Origin of the sequence: Kitasatospora sp. SolWspMP-SS2h (genome assembly GCF_003259315.1) — a bacterium.
Taxonomy (GTDB): domain Bacteria; phylum Actinomycetota; class Actinomycetes; order Streptomycetales; family Streptomycetaceae; genus Kitasatospora; species Kitasatospora fiedleri.
In genome coordinates this window covers 172,073-187,947 of record NZ_QLLT01000019.1, presented here as the reverse complement: position 1 = coordinate 187,947, position 15,875 = coordinate 172,073, and the positions used below count along the sequence as shown (strand labels likewise).

The following is a 15,875-nucleotide window of genomic DNA, read 5'->3' as shown; positions in this document are numbered from 1 at the left end:
CATCGCCCAGACCGGCACCGCCATCGCCATGGCCGCCGTCATGTTCGGCCTGATCCTGCACTTCCAGTACGCCTACGGCTGGAGCCCCGTGCGGGCCGGCCTCGCCAACCTGCCCATCATCGTCACCATGCTCGCCGCCACCCCGCTGTCCGAATGGCTCGCCAAGCGCTTCGGCCACCGCATCGCCTGCCTGGTCGGCGCCGCCTGCCTGGCCGCCTCCCTGGCCGGCCTCGCCTGGGGCGTCTCGCACGGCTACACCGCCATCGCGCTCTGCATGGTGGTGATGACGATCGGCCTGCGCACCGTCATGACCATCTGCGCCATCGCCCTGGTCGAGAAGATGCCCGAGAACCGCACCTCGATGGGCACCGCCCTCAACGACACCGCCCAGGAGGTCGGCAGCAGCGTCGGCACCGCCGTCGTCGGCACCCTGATCGCCGCCCTGGTCACCACCCAACTCCCCGCCGGCACCTGGGACCAGCCCCTCGTCCACTCCTTCTTCCACGGCGAACGCATCACCTACGCCGTCCTCGCCCTGGTCGTCGGCCTCATCACCGCATTCGGCGCCCTCACCCTCACCGACTCCCACAACACCGACGAGCACGGGGCCGAGCCCGCCGCCGAGGCCGACGGGTCCGCCGCCCGGGCCGCCGAGGTCGCTGACGGGCAGGCGGACGCACCGGCCGGCGAGCCCGTGCGCTAGCCCGCCCGCCGGCCGGTCCCCCGGCCGGTCCCGACGCCGTCCCGGCCCCCGTCGCGCTCCCGCGGCGGGGGCCGTTCCGTCTCCGGGGGACGTTTCCGGAGGCCGGGACAACCGGTGTCCATGTCAGGTTCCTCGTTTCACAACGTTGGAAATACCTGGGCAGCGGTATCAGAGCAGCCCGGCGCGGCGCTGTCCAGCCTCCGCGCAGCACCGCTTCCGGCCGCCCCGGTCTCTCCGCAGGTCAGCCGCCGAAAAGCCGAGTTGACGGGAGATCAGACGTCGGCGAATTGGCGCGCGACTTCTTGACACCGTCCGACAGGATGGCCCATCGTCCCTCTACATCGTTGGAAACCGGCGGGTAGCCGGTGACTCCCCCACGCAGTCAAGGATGTGATCGGGCGTATGAACCCCACCCTGCGCGCCAAGTCCGCCGTCGCCGCACTGCTCGTCGCGGGGCTGTGCGCGTCGGCGTCCGCCTGCACCAACCAGGGCTCCGACCAGGGCTCCGGGACGAGTACCGCGGCGGGCGCGAACAGCGCCGCCGCCCAGCAGGTGGTCTCGCCGTCGGCGAGCGCGAGCGGCCCCGGCTGTACGGCCGACACCTACGGCGCGCCGAAGCTGGACCTGACCGACGGGAAGACCGTGGTCGGGTTCTCGCAGTCGGAGTCGACCAGCAACCCGTTCCGGGCTGCGGAGACCGCCAGCATCGAGGCGGAGGCGAAGAAGCTCGGCGTGAAGCTGATCGAGCGCAACGCGAACGCCGACGTCAACGCCCAGAACGCGCAGATCCAGGACATGATCGCGCAGGGCGCTCAGGTGCTGATCGTGGCGCCGGAGAACTCCGACGGCCTCGGCCCGGCGCTGGCGGCGGCCAAGGCGAAGAAGATCCCGGTGCTGACCATCGACCGCACGGTGACCGGCGGCGCGTGCAGCGACTTCGTCGCCTTCATCGGCTCGGACTTCTACGGGCAGGCGCAGATCGCCGCGGACGACCTGGCGGGCGCGACCGGCGGGCAGGCGCACGTGGCGATCCTCCAGGGCACGCCCGGCAACAACGTGTCGGCGGACCGCACCAAGGGCTTCACCGACCAGCTCGCGGCCAAGTACCCGAACATGCAGGTGGTGGCCTCGCAGACGGCGAACTTCGACCAGACCGAGGGCCAGAAGGTGATGGAGCAGCTGCTCCAGGCGCACCCGGACATCAACGCCGTGTACGCGGAGAACGACGGCATGGCGCTGGGCGCGATCCAGGCGATGCGCTCGGCCGGGAAGACCCCCGGCAAGGACATCCGGATCGTGTCGATCGACGGCATCCGGCAGGCCGTGCAGGGCGTGGTGGACGGGCAGTTGGTCGCGGACATCGAGACCAACCCGCGGTTCGGCCCGCTGGCCTTCCAGTCCCTGAAGGACTTCTACGGGACGGCCGGCGTCCAGCCCAAGGTGATCATCAAGGACGGCCACTTCACCAAGGACAGCGCCCAGCAGGCGCTCGCCCAGGGCCTCGTGTACTGATCCCGCCCCCGCGTCGCCGCCGGAGCCGCGCCCCGCCCGGTGCGGCCCCGGCGGCGGCCCGCGACCACCCACCGCGCCCCGAGGAGGAGGACCCATGACCGAGGCGGACCCCGCGGTGCCGACCGCGGCCGAGCCCGTACCCGCCGGCCCCGGCACCGTCCCGACCGCGACCGTACCCGCGCCCGCGCCCGCGCCCGCGCCCACCGGCACCGTGCTGACCGCGGCCGGCGTCGACAAGAGCTTCGCGGGCGTGCACGCCCTGCGGGGCGTGGACCTGGTGCTGCGGGCCGGCCGGGTGCACGCCCTGGTCGGCGAGAACGGCGCCGGCAAGTCGACCCTGATCAAGGTGCTGACCGGCGTCCACCGCCCGGACGCCGGGCGGATCGAACTGGCGGGGCGCCCGGCCGCGTTCCGCACCCCGCTGGAGGCGCAGCGGGCCGGGATCTCGACGGTGTACCAGGAGGTCAACCTGGTGCCGATGATGTCGGTGGCCCGCAACCTGTTCCTCGGCCGGGAGCCGCGCCGCCGGGGCCTGCTGGACGTCCGGCGGATGAACCGGGAGGCCGCCGGGCTGCTGGCCCGCTACGGGGTGCGCGCCGAGGTGTCCCGGCCGCTGCGCGAACTGGGCCTGGGTGCCCAGCAGATGGTGGCGCTGGCCCGGGCGGTGCAGGTGGAGGCGCGGGTGGTGGTGATGGACGAGCCGACCTCCTCGCTGGAGCCGCGCGAGGTGGACACCCTGTTCGGGGTGGTCCGGGAGCTGACGGCGCAGGGCATCGCGGTGGTGTACGTCAGCCACCGGATGGACGAGCTGTACGCGCTCTGCGACGAGGTGACGGTGCTGCGGGACGGCCGGGTGGTGCACGCGGGCGACCTGGCCGGGCTGGGGCGGCGGGAGCTGGTGGGGCTGATGCTGGGCCGGGAGCTGGTCGCGGCCCGGGTCCGCACCGCCCGCACCCACGACGCCCGGCGGGCCCACGGGGCGGACGGCGAACCGGAGCGGCCGGTGCTGCGGGCCGAGGGCCTGACGGTGCGCCACAAGGTCCGCGACGTGGGTTTCGCGCTGCACCGGGGCGAGGTGCTGGGGCTCGGCGGCCTGCTGGGTTCGGGGCGCAGCGAGACCGCGAAGGCGGTGGTGGGCGCGCTGGGCGCGGACGCCGGGCGGGTGGAGGTGGCGGGCCGGGTGCTGGCCCGGCGCAGTCCGGCGGCGGCGATCCGGGCCGGGGTGGTGCTGCTGCCCGAGGACCGCAAGGCGGAGGGCATCGTGCCGGGCCTGTCGGTGCGGGAGAACATCGTGCTGGCGGCGCTGCCCCGGCTGTCCCGGGCGGGACTGGTGTCGCGGGCCCGGCAGGACCGGATCGTCGAGACCTTCATGACCCGGCTGCGGATCAAGGCCGCGAGCCCGGAGCAGAAGGTGTCGGACCTGTCGGGCGGCAACCAGCAGAAGGTGCTGCTGGCGCGCTGGCTCTGCCTGGGCCCGAAGGTGCTGCTGCTGGACGAGCCGACCCGGGGCATCGACGTCGGCGCCCGGGCCGAGGTGCAGGCGCTGATCGACGAGCTGGCGGCGGAGGGCCTGGGGGTGCTGCTGATCTCCTCGGACGCCGAGGAGCTGATCGCGGGCGCGGACCGGGTGCTGGTGCTGAAGGACGGCGCGGTGGTGGAGGAGCTGACCGGCGACTCGATCAGCGCGGACGGGCTGCTGGCCGCGCTGGCCCACGACCCGGACGCGCCCGACGGGCCGGCGGGGACGGCTCCCGCGAAGGAGATCCACGACACGGACGGAGGTCCCCGATGAGCGCCCTGGCCCTGGCCGGTGCGGCGCGCGGGCGCGGTCCCGCGCTGCGGCTGCTGCGGCGTTACGGCGTGTACGCGGCGCTGGCGGTGCTGTTCCTGGCGGCGGTGGTGCTGGACAGCGGGTTCCTGTCGGCCGGGAACGTGCGCATCCAGCTGTTCCAGGTCGCCCCGACGCTGCTCGTGGCGCTGGGGATGGCGCTGGTGATCGGCACCGAGGGCATCGACCTGTCGGTGGGCGCGGTGATCGCGCTGGCCGCGGCGGTGGTCCCGCTGTACATCGGCTGGGGGCTGCCGGTGGCGGCGGTGACGGCGGTGGCGCTGGGCGCGGTGAGCGGGCTGGCGGGCGGCGCGATGGTGGCGTTCACCCGGGTGCAGCCGATCGTCGCGACGCTGGCCCTGATGATCGGGGTGCGGGGCGTGGCCTCGCTGGTCAACGGGGCGTCGGCGAAGCCGGTGACGGACCCGGCGCTGCTGCGGCTGGGCTCGGAGGCGTTCGCGGGCGTGCCGTGGACGGCCTGGCTGGCGGCGGGGTGCGTGGCGCTGACCGCGGTGCTGGTGCACCGGACCACGTTCGGGCGGCAGTTGGTCGCGGTCGGCGACAACCGGCGGGCGGCCCGGCTGGCCGGGCTGCCGGTGCGGCGGGTGCTGCTGACGGTGTACCTGCTGTCGGGGGTGCTGGCGGCGGTGGCCGGGGTGCTGATCATCGGCCACGGCGCGGAGGCCGACCCGGCCAACCAGGGCCGCAACATCGAACTGGACGCGATCACCGCGGTGGTGGTCGGCGGGACGCCGCTGGCCGGCGGCAGCGTGCGGGTGCTCGGCACCGTCGCGGGGGCGCTGTTCATGCAGCTGATCACCGCGGTGCTGACCCAGCACGACGTGCACAGCTCGATCACCAAGATCGTCGAAGCGGCCGTCATCTGCCTGGCCGTGTACGCCTCCCAGGAGCGTGGTACCCGATGAGCCCCACGACCGCTTCCGCCCGGACGGAGCCGGCGGCCCGCCGCCGGCCGACCGCGGAGACCCCCGCCGAACGGCTGGCCGGCCGGATCCGCCGGCAGGGCGCGCTGACCGTGCTGGTCCTGGTGGTGCTGGGCGCGGCGGTGTTCTCGCCCGGCTTCGCGAGCACCGACAACCTGGGCGCGATCCTCGGCAACAACGCCTTCGGCTGGCTGCTGGCGCTCGGCCTGACCTTCGTGATCCTCACCGGCGGCATCGACCTGTCGGTGGGGTCGATGTACGCGCTCGGCGGGGTGCTGGCCGCCTGGGCGGCCCAGCACCACGGCACCTGGGCGGCGGTGCTGCTGCCGCTGGCGGTGGGCGCGGCCTGGGGCTGCGTACACGGCCTGCTGGTGGCCCGGGCGGGCATGGCCCCGTTCATCGTGACGCTGGCGGGCCTGCTCGGGGCGCGCGGGCTGCTGCAGCTGATCACCTCCGAGGGCACCAGCACGTACCTGGTGCCGCGCGGTTCGGCGTTCCGGGCGCTGGGCGAGGGCACCTGGACGCCGGTGCTGATCTCCGCCGTCCTGTTCGGCCTGGGCGCGCTGCTGCTGACCCGGACGAAGTTCGGGGCGGCGACCACCGCGATCGGCGGCAACGAGCACGCGGCCCGGCTGATGGGCCTGCCGGTGGCCCGCACCAAGGCGCTGGTGTACGTGCTGTCGGCGACCCTGGCCAGCGCGGCCGGGGCGCTGGGCAGCGCCCGGCTCGGCTCGGGCGTCACCACCGTGGGCGTGGGCTACGAGCTGACCGCGATCGCCTCGGTGGCGATCGGCGGGACGCTGCTGACCGGCGGCAGCGGCTCGGTCGGCGGCACCGTCGCGGGCGTGCTGCTGCTGTCGGTGATCCACAACCTGATCGACCGCTCGGCCTCGCAGTACGGCTCGGCCGTCACCGACACCGTCAACGGCGCCTTCCTGGCCGTGGTGGTGCTGGCCCAGGCGCTGCTCGACCGCGGGCGCCGCGACGAATGAGCGCCGCCCCGGGAGCGGGGACGCAGCGGGCCGATCGGGCAGTGCCGGAAGAGCGAGGGGGCAGGGCCGTGGGCGTGAGCCTCAAGGACGTCGCGATGCGGGCCGGGGTGTCCGTCAAGACCGTCTCCAACGTGGTCAACGACTACCCGCACGTCAGACCGGGCACCCGGGACCGGGTGCGGCAGGCGATCGAGGAGCTGGGCTACCGGCCCAACGCGACGGCCCGCCAGCTGCGCACCGGCCGCAGCGGGATCATCGCGCTGGCCGTGCCCGAGCTGGGCAACCCGTACTTCGCGGACCTCGCCGCGGCGGTGATCGACGCCGCCGCGCACCACGGCCACACTGTCCTGCTGGACCACACCGCCGGGCTGCGCGCCAAGGAGACCCTGGTGTCGCAGGGCTTCCGCAGCCACCTGATCGACGGGCTGATCCTCAGCCCGATCCGGCTGGAGGCGGAGGACCTGCTGCGCCGCCCGGCCCGGCCGCCGCTGGTGCTGCTCGGCGAGCGCGAGTACGACGCCCCGTTCGACCACATCGCGATCGACAACGTGGCGGCGGCCCGGCTCGCGGTGCGCCACCTGCTCAGCCTGGGGCGGCGCCGGATCGCCTTCGTCGGGGCCCGCCGCGACAGCCGCCTCCAGCCCGCCCACCTGCGGCTGCGCGGCTGGCGGGAGGAGATCCTGGCGGCCGGCGGCAGCCCCCGGGACGACCTGGTGGTGGCCACCGACGGCTACGACCGCCTCGACGGCGCGGTCGCGATGACCCGCCTGCTCGACCTGCCGGAGCCGCCCGACGCCGTCTTCGCCTACAACGACCTGGTCGCCCTGGGGGCGCTGCGGGTGCTCGCCGAGCGGGGCGTGCGGGTGCCCGAGGAGGTCGCCGTGGTGGGCTTCGACGACATCGAGGAGGGCGGCTACGGCGCCGTCACCCTGACCACGATCGCCCCCGACAAGGCCGCGATCGCCCGGCTCGCCGTGGACTGCCTGATCGCCCGGATCGAGGCCGCCCCCGACCGGCCCCCGGCCCGGCCCCGCCGCATCCTGCCCGGCCACTCGCTGGTGGTGCGCGAGTCCACCGTCGGCCGCACCGCCCGCCCCTGACGCCCCGTCCCCTTCCCCCGAGGCCCCGAGGACTCCCGTTGCCGATCCCGTCCGCCACCCGTGCCCCGTCCGTCACCCGCAGCCCGTTCGGCGCCATGCCCGACGGGACCCCCGTCGACCGCTGGACCCTCGACGCCGGGACCGGCGTCCGCGCCGAGGTGCTCGACCTGGGCGGCATCCTGCACCGGCTGGAGGTCCCCGACCCGGAGGGCCGGAGCGCCTCGGTGGTGCTCGGCCGCGCCGACCCGGCCGGGTACGCCGCCGACACCGCCTACCTGGGCGCGCTGATCGGCCGCTACGCCAACCGGATCGCGCACGGCGGCTTCCGGCTCGACGGCCGGGCGCACCGGGTGCCCGCCACCGACCGCGGCCACGCCCTGCACGGCGGGCCGGGCGGCTTCCACCGCCACCGCTGGCAGGCCGCCGCCGTGCCCGGCCCGGACGCCGCCGCGCTCCGCCTCGACCTGGACAGCCCGGACGGCGAGATGGGCTTCCCCGGCCGGCTGCGCGTCACCGTCGTCTACACCCTGGAGCGCTCGGGCACCCTGCGCCTGGAGTGGACCGCCCGCACCGACCGCCCCACCCCCGTCAACCTCACCCACCACGCCTACTTCCGGCTCTCCGGCCGGGACGGCGGCAGCGTGCTCGACCACCGGCTCGCCGTCGACGCCGACGCCTACCTGCCGGTCGACCCGACCGCCGTGCCGCTGCCCGGGCCGCCCGCCCCGACCGCCGGCACGCCCTTCGACCTGCGCGAGCCGCAGCCGATCGGCGACCGGCTCGCCCTCCCGCACCCGCAGCTGGACACCGCCGGCGGCTACGACCACTGCTGGGTGCTCGACCCGCCGCCCGCCCCCGGCGCGCTGCGCCGGGCCGCCCGGCTGGAGGACCCGGCCACCGGGCGCCGGATGGAGGTCTGGACCACCGAGCCCGGGCTCCAGGTCTACACCGGCAACGGCCTGGACGGCGACCCGCACCCGCGGCACGCCGGGGTCTGCCTGGAGACCCAGCACTTCCCCGACTCCCCCAACCGCCCCGACTACCCGGACACCGTGCTGCGCCCCGGCGCGGTGCGGCGCAGCACCACCGAGTTCCGCTTCCCGCACCTGGCCGCCCCGCCGGGAGGCCCGGCGTGAGCGGGCGGCGGCGCGGCCCGGCGGTCGCGGGCGGCCGGTCAGCGGGCCAGGGTGCTGCTCTCCCGGACCACCACCCGGAAGCCCGGCGTGATCCGCCGGCCCGGACCGGTGTAGCGCCGCTCGATCCGCTCCTCCAGGCAGCGGACGGCGAGTTCGGCGATCAGCCGCTTGTCGGGGGCGACGGTGGTCAGCGAGGGGATCGCGTACGCGGCCTCCTCGACGTCGTCAAAGCCGACGATCGCGAGGTCCTGCGGCACCCGCAGCCCGGCCTCGTGGGCGGCCCGCAGCGCGCCGAGCGCGAGCAGGTCGTTGAAGCAGAACACCGCGTCGGGCCGCCGCGGCAGGCGCAGCAGGCGGCGCATCGCCGAGGCGCCGTCGGGGCGGAAGTAGGCCCGGACCGGGGGCCGCAGCTCCTGGTCGGCCGGCAGGCCGGCGTCGGCCAGCGCCTCCCGGTAGCCGGCCAGGCGCTGTTCGGCGGTGGCCCGGGGCGCGGGGTCCTGCCAGCCGATCGCGGCGATCCGCCGGTAGCCCTCGTCGATCAGGTGCCGGGTCGCCTCCCGGGCGCCGGCCACGTTGTCGATGTGCACCCGGTCGGCGACCGGGCCGAAGTCGGCCTCGCCGAGCAGGACCAGCGGGATCTCCCGGGAGCGGGCCAGCAGCGCGGCCCGGTCCAGGCCGAGCGGGCTGAGGATGACTCCGTCGATCATCGGTCCGCCCAGGCCCGAGGCGATCCGCAGCTCGGCCGCCGGGTCGCCGCCGGTGTCGTCCATCAGCACGGTGATGCCGACCCGGCGGGCCGCCGCGATCACCTCGACGGCGAGTTCGGCGAAGTACGGCGAGGGCAGTTCGGGGAAGGCCAGCGCGATCACCCCGCTGCGGCCGGTGCGCAGCCGGCGGGCCGTCAGGTTGGGCTGGTAGCCGAGCCGGTCGATGGCCAGCTGCACCCGTTCCCGGGTGGCCTCCGCGACGGGGGTGGTCCCGTTCACCACGTTCGAGACGGTCTTGACGGAGACGCCGGCCAGTTCGGCGACGTCCTTCAACCGCGGCGCCGCGGCGCCGGTTCCGTTGTTCGGCACGGACAAGACCGCACCCCCTCCTCCCGCCGACCGTGCGCGAGGGAGCGAGGCCGGCACCACCAGGACGCCGCTGTTTCAACGTGAGAATACAAGGTCGCCGATGAACCGCCAGCCTCCGCGCGCCCGCGGCCGGTCGCCGCCCCCGGGCCCGTTCCGCGCACCGGTACCGCCCCTTGCACCCCCACCCCGAAGGAGCGCACCTTGTCCCGTCGATTCCCGCTGCCCGCCGGGCAGTTGTGGCGCAGCGCGCGAGCGGCCGCGGCCGCCCTGGCGCTGCTGGTCGCCGCGCTGATCGGCCTGCCCGGCGTCGGCCACGCGGCCGGCTCGCTGCCGTGCGACCTGTACGCGTCCGGCGGCACGCCCTGCGTCGCCGCGCACAGCACCACCCGTGCCCTGTTCTCCTCCTACAACGGCCCGCTGTACCGCGTCACCCGGGCCTCCGACGGCGCGAGCACCGACATCGGCCTGCTCGCGGCCGGCGGCTACGCCGACGCCCAGGCGCAGGACCGGTTCTGCAACGGCAGCAGCTGCCGGATCAGCCGGATCTACGACCAGACCTCCCGGCACAACGACCTGACCCCGGGCCCGGCCGGCACCTCCGGCATGGGCAACGACCGGGGCGCCGACGCCTCCGAGATCGCCGTCACCGCCGGCGGCCACAAGGTCTACGGCGTGTGGATCTCGCCCGGCGTCGGCTACCGCTACACCGGCGTCGCCTCGGGCGTGGCCGTCAACGGGCAGCCCGAGGGCGTCTACATGGTCGCCAGCGGCACCCACGTGGGCGCGGACTGCTGCTTCGACTACGGCAACGCCGAGTCCACGCCCGCCGACACCGGCAACGGCCACATGGACGCCGTCTCCATCGCCACCACCTGCTACTTCCCGCCGTGCAGCGGCAGCGGGCCGTGGATCGAGGCCGACCTGGAGAACGGCATGTTCCAGGGCGACAACGGCTCCAACACCGCCAACCTCGGCAACAGCAGCCCGTTCGTCACGGCGGTGCTGAAGAACAACGGCCAGACCACGTACGCGCTCAAGGGCGGCAACGCGCAGTCCGGCGCGCTGACCACCTGGTGGAACGGGGCGCTGCCGAGCCGGGCCGGCTACCGGCCGATGAAGCAGGAGGGCGGCATCATCCTGGGCATCGGCGGCGACAACTCGAACTGGAACCGCGGCACCTTCTTCGAGGGCGTCATGGTCTCCGGCTACCCGGGCGACGCCACCGAGAACGCCGTCCAGGCCAACGTCGTCTCGGTCGGCTACAACGGCCGCACCGACCTGCCCAACGGCCCGCAGGGCACCGTCACCGGCCCGGGCGGGCAGTGCGTGGACGTCGCGGCCGACGACACCGGCGCCAACGGCACCGGGGTGCAGCTGTGGAACTGCCAGACGTACGCCGAGGACCAGCACTGGGTGCACGGCGTGGACGGCTCGCTCGGCACCCTCGGGCGCTGCCTGGACGCCACCGGCAACGGCACCGCCAACGGCACGCTCCTGGAGCTGTGGGACTGCAACGGCGGCGGCGCGCAGAAGTGGTTCCAGCAGGCCGACGGCTCGCTGCTGAACCCGCAGTCCGGCCGCTGCGTGGACGCGCCCAACGGGAACAGCGCCAACGGCACCCGGCTGCAACTGTGGGACTGCAACGGCGCCGCGGCGCAGAAGTTCGCGGTCAACGGGGGCGCTCCGGTCGCCGCCCCGGGCGGGCAGTGCGTGGACGTCGCCAACGACGACAACGGCGTCAACGGCACCGCCGTGCAGCTGTGGAACTGCCAGTCCTACGCGGTCGACCAGCACTGGTTCCACGCCGCGGACACCTCGCTGCGCACCCTGGGCCGCTGCCTGGACGTCAACGGCAACGGCACGGCGGCGGGCAGCCAGGTCGAGCTGTGGGACTGCAACGGGGTGGGCGGCCAGAAGTGGGTCCAGCAGGCCGACGGCTCGCTGCTGAACCCGCAGTCCGGCCGCTGCCTGGACGTCCCGAGCGGCAACACGGCCAACGGCACCCGCCTGCAGCTGTGGGACTGCAACGGGAGCGCGGCGCAGAAGTTCGCGCTGCGCTGACCGCCGGCCGCTGACCGCCGGCCGCCGCACCGGCGGGGTCCTGCGGGGGCGCCGCACCCCGCAGGACCCGCACGGCCGGCCCCGCCCATTCGCGCCCGTCCGCGCCCGTTCGGGTCAGGCGGGGCGGGCGGGGCGGGACCTCAGGTGAACTCCTGCTGGCAGCGCTCCAGCCAGTCGAGTTCGGCCTGGAGGTGGAGGACCTCGCCCTCGATCAGCAGCCGGGAGACCTCGTGGTCGGGCGACCGGTCGGCGGTGGCGTGCAGGCCGCGGATGGCGGCCAGGCAGTGGGAGCGCTGGAGGTCGATCAGGGCGCGCGGGTCGGCGAGGCGGGTGCGGGGGGCGAGGACCAGCTTGAGGAAGAACTCCTCGCGGACCTTGCCGCCGTCCGACGGACGGGCGAACCAGTCGGCGAGCACCCGGCGGCCGTCCTCGGTGAGCGCGAAGACCCGCTTGGCCGGGCGGCCGTCCTGGGCGACGTCCTGTCCCTCAATCAGGCCGGCCTTCTCCAGCCGGCCGAGCGTGACGTAGACCTGCCCGTCGTTGGTGCGCGGGTAGGCCGGGCCGAACGTGGACTCCAGGGCACGCCGGAGCTGGTAGCCGTGCGCCGGGCCGGTGGCAAGCAGCGCGAGGAGCGGAAGCCGCACTCGGGTGCCTCCCTTCGAGGTGGTGGAGGGAGTGCGCCGTGCGGCCGAACTTCGTCGGTCGTACGCCGGGCGGCTCTCCTGGGCTACGGTCTACCCCGTTGTGCGCCCCCTTATTCGCCCTGATTCGCCCCGACTGGTGGCACTCGCCGCACCAAGAGGTGACATCTTCCTCTCCAGGCTCCTGGACATGCTGTTTAACCTCTACCTAACATCTAGGTATCCCCGACGAACTGACGTGTTGTCAGCCGCCGCGGGCCCGTGCCTGTCAGCGCGACCCCCCTCGCGCGCTCCCGTGAAGGTGACGCATGATCACGTCCGTCGTCCCCGCCGACCCGCCGCGCCCCGCGCAGGCCGTCGAGGCCCCCGCCGTCCGCCCCGCGGACGGAGTGCTCCCGGAGGAACGGGCGGCGGCCGCCGCCCCCGACGCGCTGTGGTGGCGCGACGCGGTGATCTACCAGGTGTACGTGCGCAGCTTCCAGGACTCCGACGGCGACGGCATCGGCGACCTGCCGGGCGTGCGGGCCCGGCTGCCGTACCTGAAGCGGCTGGGCGTGGACGGGGTGTGGCTGAACCCGTTCTACCCGTCGCCGCAGCACGACCACGGCTACGACGTGGCCGACTACAAGGGCGTCGACCCGATGTTCGGCACCCTGGAGGACTTCGACCTGCTGGTCGAGGACTGCCGGAAGCTGGGCCTGCGCCTGGTGCTGGACACCGTGCCCAACCACTGCTCGGCCGAGCACCCGTGGTTCCTGGAGGCGCTGGCCGCCGCCCCGGGCTCCGCGTCCCGGGCCCGGTTCCACTTCGCGGACGGCCGCGGCCCGGACGGCGGGCTGCCGCCGAACAACTGGCGGGCGATGTTCGGCGGCCCCGCCTGGTCCCGGATCACCGAGCCGGACGGCGCCCCCGGCCAGTGGTACCTGCACATGTTCACCCCCGAGCAGCCGGACCTGAACTGGCGCAACCCGGAGGTGCCCGTCGAGTTCGAGAAGGTGCTGCGGTTCTGGCTGGACCGGGGCGTGGACGGCTTCCGGATCGACGTGGCGGCGGGCCTGTTCAAGCACCCCGAGCTGCCGGACTCCCCGGACCCGGAGGCGGACGAGCGCACCCGCGACTCGGTCAACCCGCTGGCCTGGAACCAGCCGGAGGTGCACGAGGTGTGGCGCTCCTGGCGGGCGATCTGCGAGGAGTACACGGCGCTGGACGGGCGGCAGCGGCTGCTGGTCGGCGAGGCGTCCGTGCCGACCCCGGCCGAGCAGGCCATGTACGTGCGCGGGGACGAGCTGCACCAGGCGTTCTTCTTCCACCTGCTGCACGCGCCGTGGGACTCCGAGCACTTCCACCAGGTGATCGACGCGGCGGTGCGGGACATCACCGCGACCGGCTCGACCGTCACCTGGGTGCTCAACAACCACGACCAGGTCCGCACCACGACCCGCTTCGGCAGCCCCGAGCGGGCCCGGGCCGCCGCGCTGCTGATGCTGTCGCTGCCCGGCGCGGCCTACCTGTACCAGGGCGAGGAGCTGGGCCTGCCGGAGGTCGACGACCTGCCGGACGAGGTGATCACCGACCCGATCTTCCACCGCACCGGCAACCGCAAGGGCATCCGGGACGGCTGCCGCGTCCCGCTGCCGTGGGCCGGGGCCCGGGCGCCGTACGGGTTCAGCCCGGAGGGTTCGGCGCCGAGCTGGCTGCCGCAGCCCGCCTCGTTCGCCGGGCACACCGCCGAGCGGGCGGTGGCCGACCACGCCTCGCCGTACCACCTGTACCGGGAGGCGCTGCACCTGCGCCGGCTGCTGCCGCAGTTGGGCGAGGGGACGCTGCGCTGGATCGAGACGCCGCCGAACGTGCTGGCCTTCACCCGGGGCGACGGCCTGCTGGTGGCGACCAACTTCGGCACCGTCGCGGCCCCGGCGCCGGTCACCGGGCAGCCGCTGCTGTCCTCCGGCCCGTGCCCGGCCGCCGGGGTGCTGCCGCCGGCCACCACCGCCTGGTGGATCCTGCCGCGCCGCTGACGCCCGGCCCTCCCCCGGAGGCGTGTCCCCCGGGGGAGGACTTCCAGACACGCCCGAAATCCACAGCGAATTCACACCGGGCGTCGAGGTGGGGCCGCTTGGGCCGGAAATGGGCCGCCGATGGCCGGGGCTTTACCTTTCGGGTGACCGAAATGGCCCGTTCGAGCGTTCACATCGTGGACGCGCGGTCGATGGACGCAGGTCAGCCCTGGGACACTGGTGCTGACCACCGGTCCCCACCCCGTCGGCCGACGCGTATCAGGCGCGCCGCCGACGGTCCTCGACGGCGAGGAGGACCAGGGGCGCCCCCGGGACGGGAGCGCCCTCGTGCGCCATCCGATCCACGGAAGGTTGTGCCCGCATGCCGGCCACCCCCACCACCGCCGCGTCCACCGACACCGGCGCCCGTCTGATCGAGCCGCTGTACCAGGAAGTCCTGCGCCGCAACCAGGGCGAGAACGAGTTCCACCAGGCGGTCCGCGAGGTCCTCGACACCCTCGGCCCGGTGCTGCTCCGGCGCCCCGAGCTGGTCGACGCCCGGATCGTCGAGCGGGTCTGCGAACCCGAGCGCCAGCTGATCTTCCGGGTGCCGTGGTCCGACGACCGGGGCGGCATCCACGTCAACCGCGGCTTCCGGGTGGAGTTCTCCAGCGCCCTCGGCCCGTACAAGGGCGGGCTGCGCTTCCACCCCTCGGTCAACCTCGGGATCGTCAAGTTCCTCGGCTTCGAGCAGATCTTCAAGAACGCCCTGACCGGCATGCCGATCGGCGGCGGCAAGGGCGGCGCCGACTTCGACCCCAAGGGCCGCTCGGACGCCGAGATCATGCGCTTCTGCCAGTCCTTCATGACCGAGCTGCACCGCCACCTGGGCGAGTACACCGACGTCCCGGCCGGTGACATCGGCGTCGGCGGGCGCGAGATCGGCTACCTGTTCGGCCAGTACAAGCGGATCACCAACCGCTACGAGTCCGGCGTGCTCACCGGCAAGGGCCTGGGCTGGGGCGGCGCGCAGGCCCGCACCGAGGCCACCGGCTACGGCTGCGTGATGTTCACCGAGGAGATGCTGCGCACCCGCGGCGAGAGCCTGGACGGGCAGCGCGTGGTGGTCTCCGGCTCCGGCAACGTGGCGATCTACGCGATCGAGAAGGCCCGGCAGCTCGGCGCGACCGTGCTCACCTGCTCCGACTCGACCGGCTACGTGGTCGACGAGAAGGGCATCGACCTGGCCCTGCTCAAGGAGGTCAAGGAGACCCGGCGCGGCCGGGTCTCCGACTACGCCGAGGCCCGCGGCGCGCACGTGAAGTACGTGGCCGGCACCGGCGTGTGGAACGTCCCCTGCGACGTGGCGCTGCCCTGCGCCACCCAGAACGAGCTGCACGAGGCGGACGCCCTCGCCCTGGTCCGGGGCGGCGTCAAGGCCGTCGCCGAGGGCGCCAACATGCCCACCACCCCCGAGGCCGTCCGGGTCCTCCAGGAGGCCGGCGCGGCCTTCGCCCCCGGCAAGGCCGCCAACGCCGGCGGCGTCGCCACCTCCGCGCTGGAGATGCAGCAGAACGCCTCCCGCGACTCGTGGACCTTCGAGCACACCGAGGCCCGCCTCGGCGAGATCATGAAGCACATCCACGACTCCTGCCACACCACCGCGGAGAAGTACGGCAGCCCCGGCAACTACGTGGTGGGCGCGAACATCGCCGGCTTCGAGCTGGTCGCCGACGCGATGCTCGCCCAGGGCCTGATCTGACGCCCCGCCGACCCCCGGGCCCGGACCGCGACGGCGGTCCGGGCCCTTCGCGGTCGGGGCGCTTCGCCGTCCGGGCGCTCTGTCGTCGGGGCGCTTCGCCGTCCGGGCCAGGCGGCAGATCGG

Annotated in this window: 12 protein-coding genes; 10 read left to right on the top strand and 2 right to left on the bottom strand. The window is 74.5% G+C overall.

Annotated elements, in window-relative coordinates:
* From K353_RS23840 to K353_RS23810, 7 genes are all read left to right on the top strand, one after another.
* Nucleotides 1-703, top strand: a 703-nt coding sequence (locus K353_RS23840; protein ID WP_146616554.1) for an MFS transporter, incomplete at its 5' end; no start/stop codon positions are given.
* Between the two features lie 402 nt (nt 704-1,105).
* On the top strand, nt 1,106-2,215 hold the full coding sequence (locus K353_RS23835; RefSeq protein WP_111555584.1) for an ABC transporter substrate-binding protein: 1,110 nt from the start codon (nt 1,106-1,108) through the stop codon (nt 2,213-2,215).
* 94 nt (nt 2,216-2,309) lie between these two features.
* A complete protein-coding gene (locus K353_RS23830; protein ID WP_111555583.1) occupies nt 2,310-4,007 on the top strand; it encodes a sugar ABC transporter ATP-binding protein in 1,698 nt (565 codons plus the stop codon).
* Nucleotides 4,004-4,969 carry an ABC transporter permease gene (locus K353_RS23825; RefSeq protein WP_111555582.1) on the top strand — a complete coding sequence of 322 codons (966 nt, stop codon included), beginning with the start codon at nt 4,004-4,006 and terminating at the stop codon, nt 4,967-4,969. The genes K353_RS23830 and K353_RS23825 overlap by 4 nt, the downstream gene beginning before the upstream one ends.
* Nucleotides 4,966-5,979, top strand: coding sequence for an ABC transporter permease (locus K353_RS23820; RefSeq protein ID WP_111555581.1), 1,014 nt, complete (start codon nt 4,966-4,968; stop codon nt 5,977-5,979). Before K353_RS23825 ends, K353_RS23820 begins: the two co-directional genes overlap by 4 nt.
* A 68-nt stretch (nt 5,980-6,047) precedes the next feature.
* Nucleotides 6,048-7,079 carry a LacI family DNA-binding transcriptional regulator gene (locus K353_RS23815; protein ID WP_111555580.1) on the top strand — a complete coding sequence of 344 codons (1,032 nt, stop codon included), beginning with the start codon at nt 6,048-6,050 and terminating at the stop codon, nt 7,077-7,079.
* Between the two features lie 95 nt (nt 7,080-7,174).
* Nucleotides 7,175-8,215 carry an aldose epimerase family protein gene (locus K353_RS23810; protein WP_111555603.1) on the top strand — a complete coding sequence of 347 codons (1,041 nt, stop codon included), beginning with the start codon at nt 7,175-7,177 and terminating at the stop codon, nt 8,213-8,215.
* A 38-nt stretch (nt 8,216-8,253) separates the two neighbouring features.
* Here K353_RS23810 and K353_RS23805 read toward each other — a convergent pair whose 3' ends face one another.
* Nucleotides 8,254-9,291 carry a LacI family DNA-binding transcriptional regulator gene (locus K353_RS23805; RefSeq protein ID WP_111555602.1) on the bottom strand — a complete coding sequence of 346 codons (1,038 nt, stop codon included), beginning with the start codon at nt 9,289-9,291 and terminating at the stop codon, nt 8,254-8,256.
* 201 nt (nt 9,292-9,492) lie between these two features.
* Between K353_RS23805 and K353_RS23800 the strand changes: the two genes are divergently transcribed.
* Complete coding sequence (locus K353_RS23800) at nt 9,493-11,352, top strand: arabinofuranosidase catalytic domain-containing protein (protein ID WP_111555579.1); 1,860 nt, start codon at nt 9,493-9,495, stop codon at nt 11,350-11,352.
* Nucleotides 11,353-11,492: 140 nt separating this feature from the next.
* Here K353_RS23800 and K353_RS23795 read toward each other — a convergent pair whose 3' ends face one another.
* The gene (locus tag K353_RS23795) at nt 11,493-11,996 is read right to left on the bottom strand and encodes a PadR family transcriptional regulator (RefSeq protein ID WP_111555578.1); all 504 of its coding nucleotides are present in this window, start codon (nt 11,994-11,996) and stop codon (nt 11,493-11,495) included.
* Nucleotides 11,997-12,301: 305 nt separating this feature from the next.
* Between K353_RS23795 and K353_RS23790 the strand changes: the two genes are divergently transcribed.
* Both K353_RS23790 and gdhA read left to right on the top strand, forming a co-directional pair.
* Nucleotides 12,302-14,011: a glycoside hydrolase family 13 protein gene (locus tag K353_RS23790; protein WP_233533785.1), complete on the top strand. Its 1,710-nt coding sequence runs from the start codon at nt 12,302-12,304 to the stop codon at nt 14,009-14,011.
* Nucleotides 14,012-14,372: 361 nt separating this feature from the next.
* A complete protein-coding gene (gene gdhA / locus K353_RS23785) occupies nt 14,373-15,752 on the top strand; it encodes an NADP-specific glutamate dehydrogenase (protein ID WP_111555577.1) in 1,380 nt (459 codons plus the stop codon).
* Nucleotides 15,753-15,875: the final 123 nt, after the last annotated feature.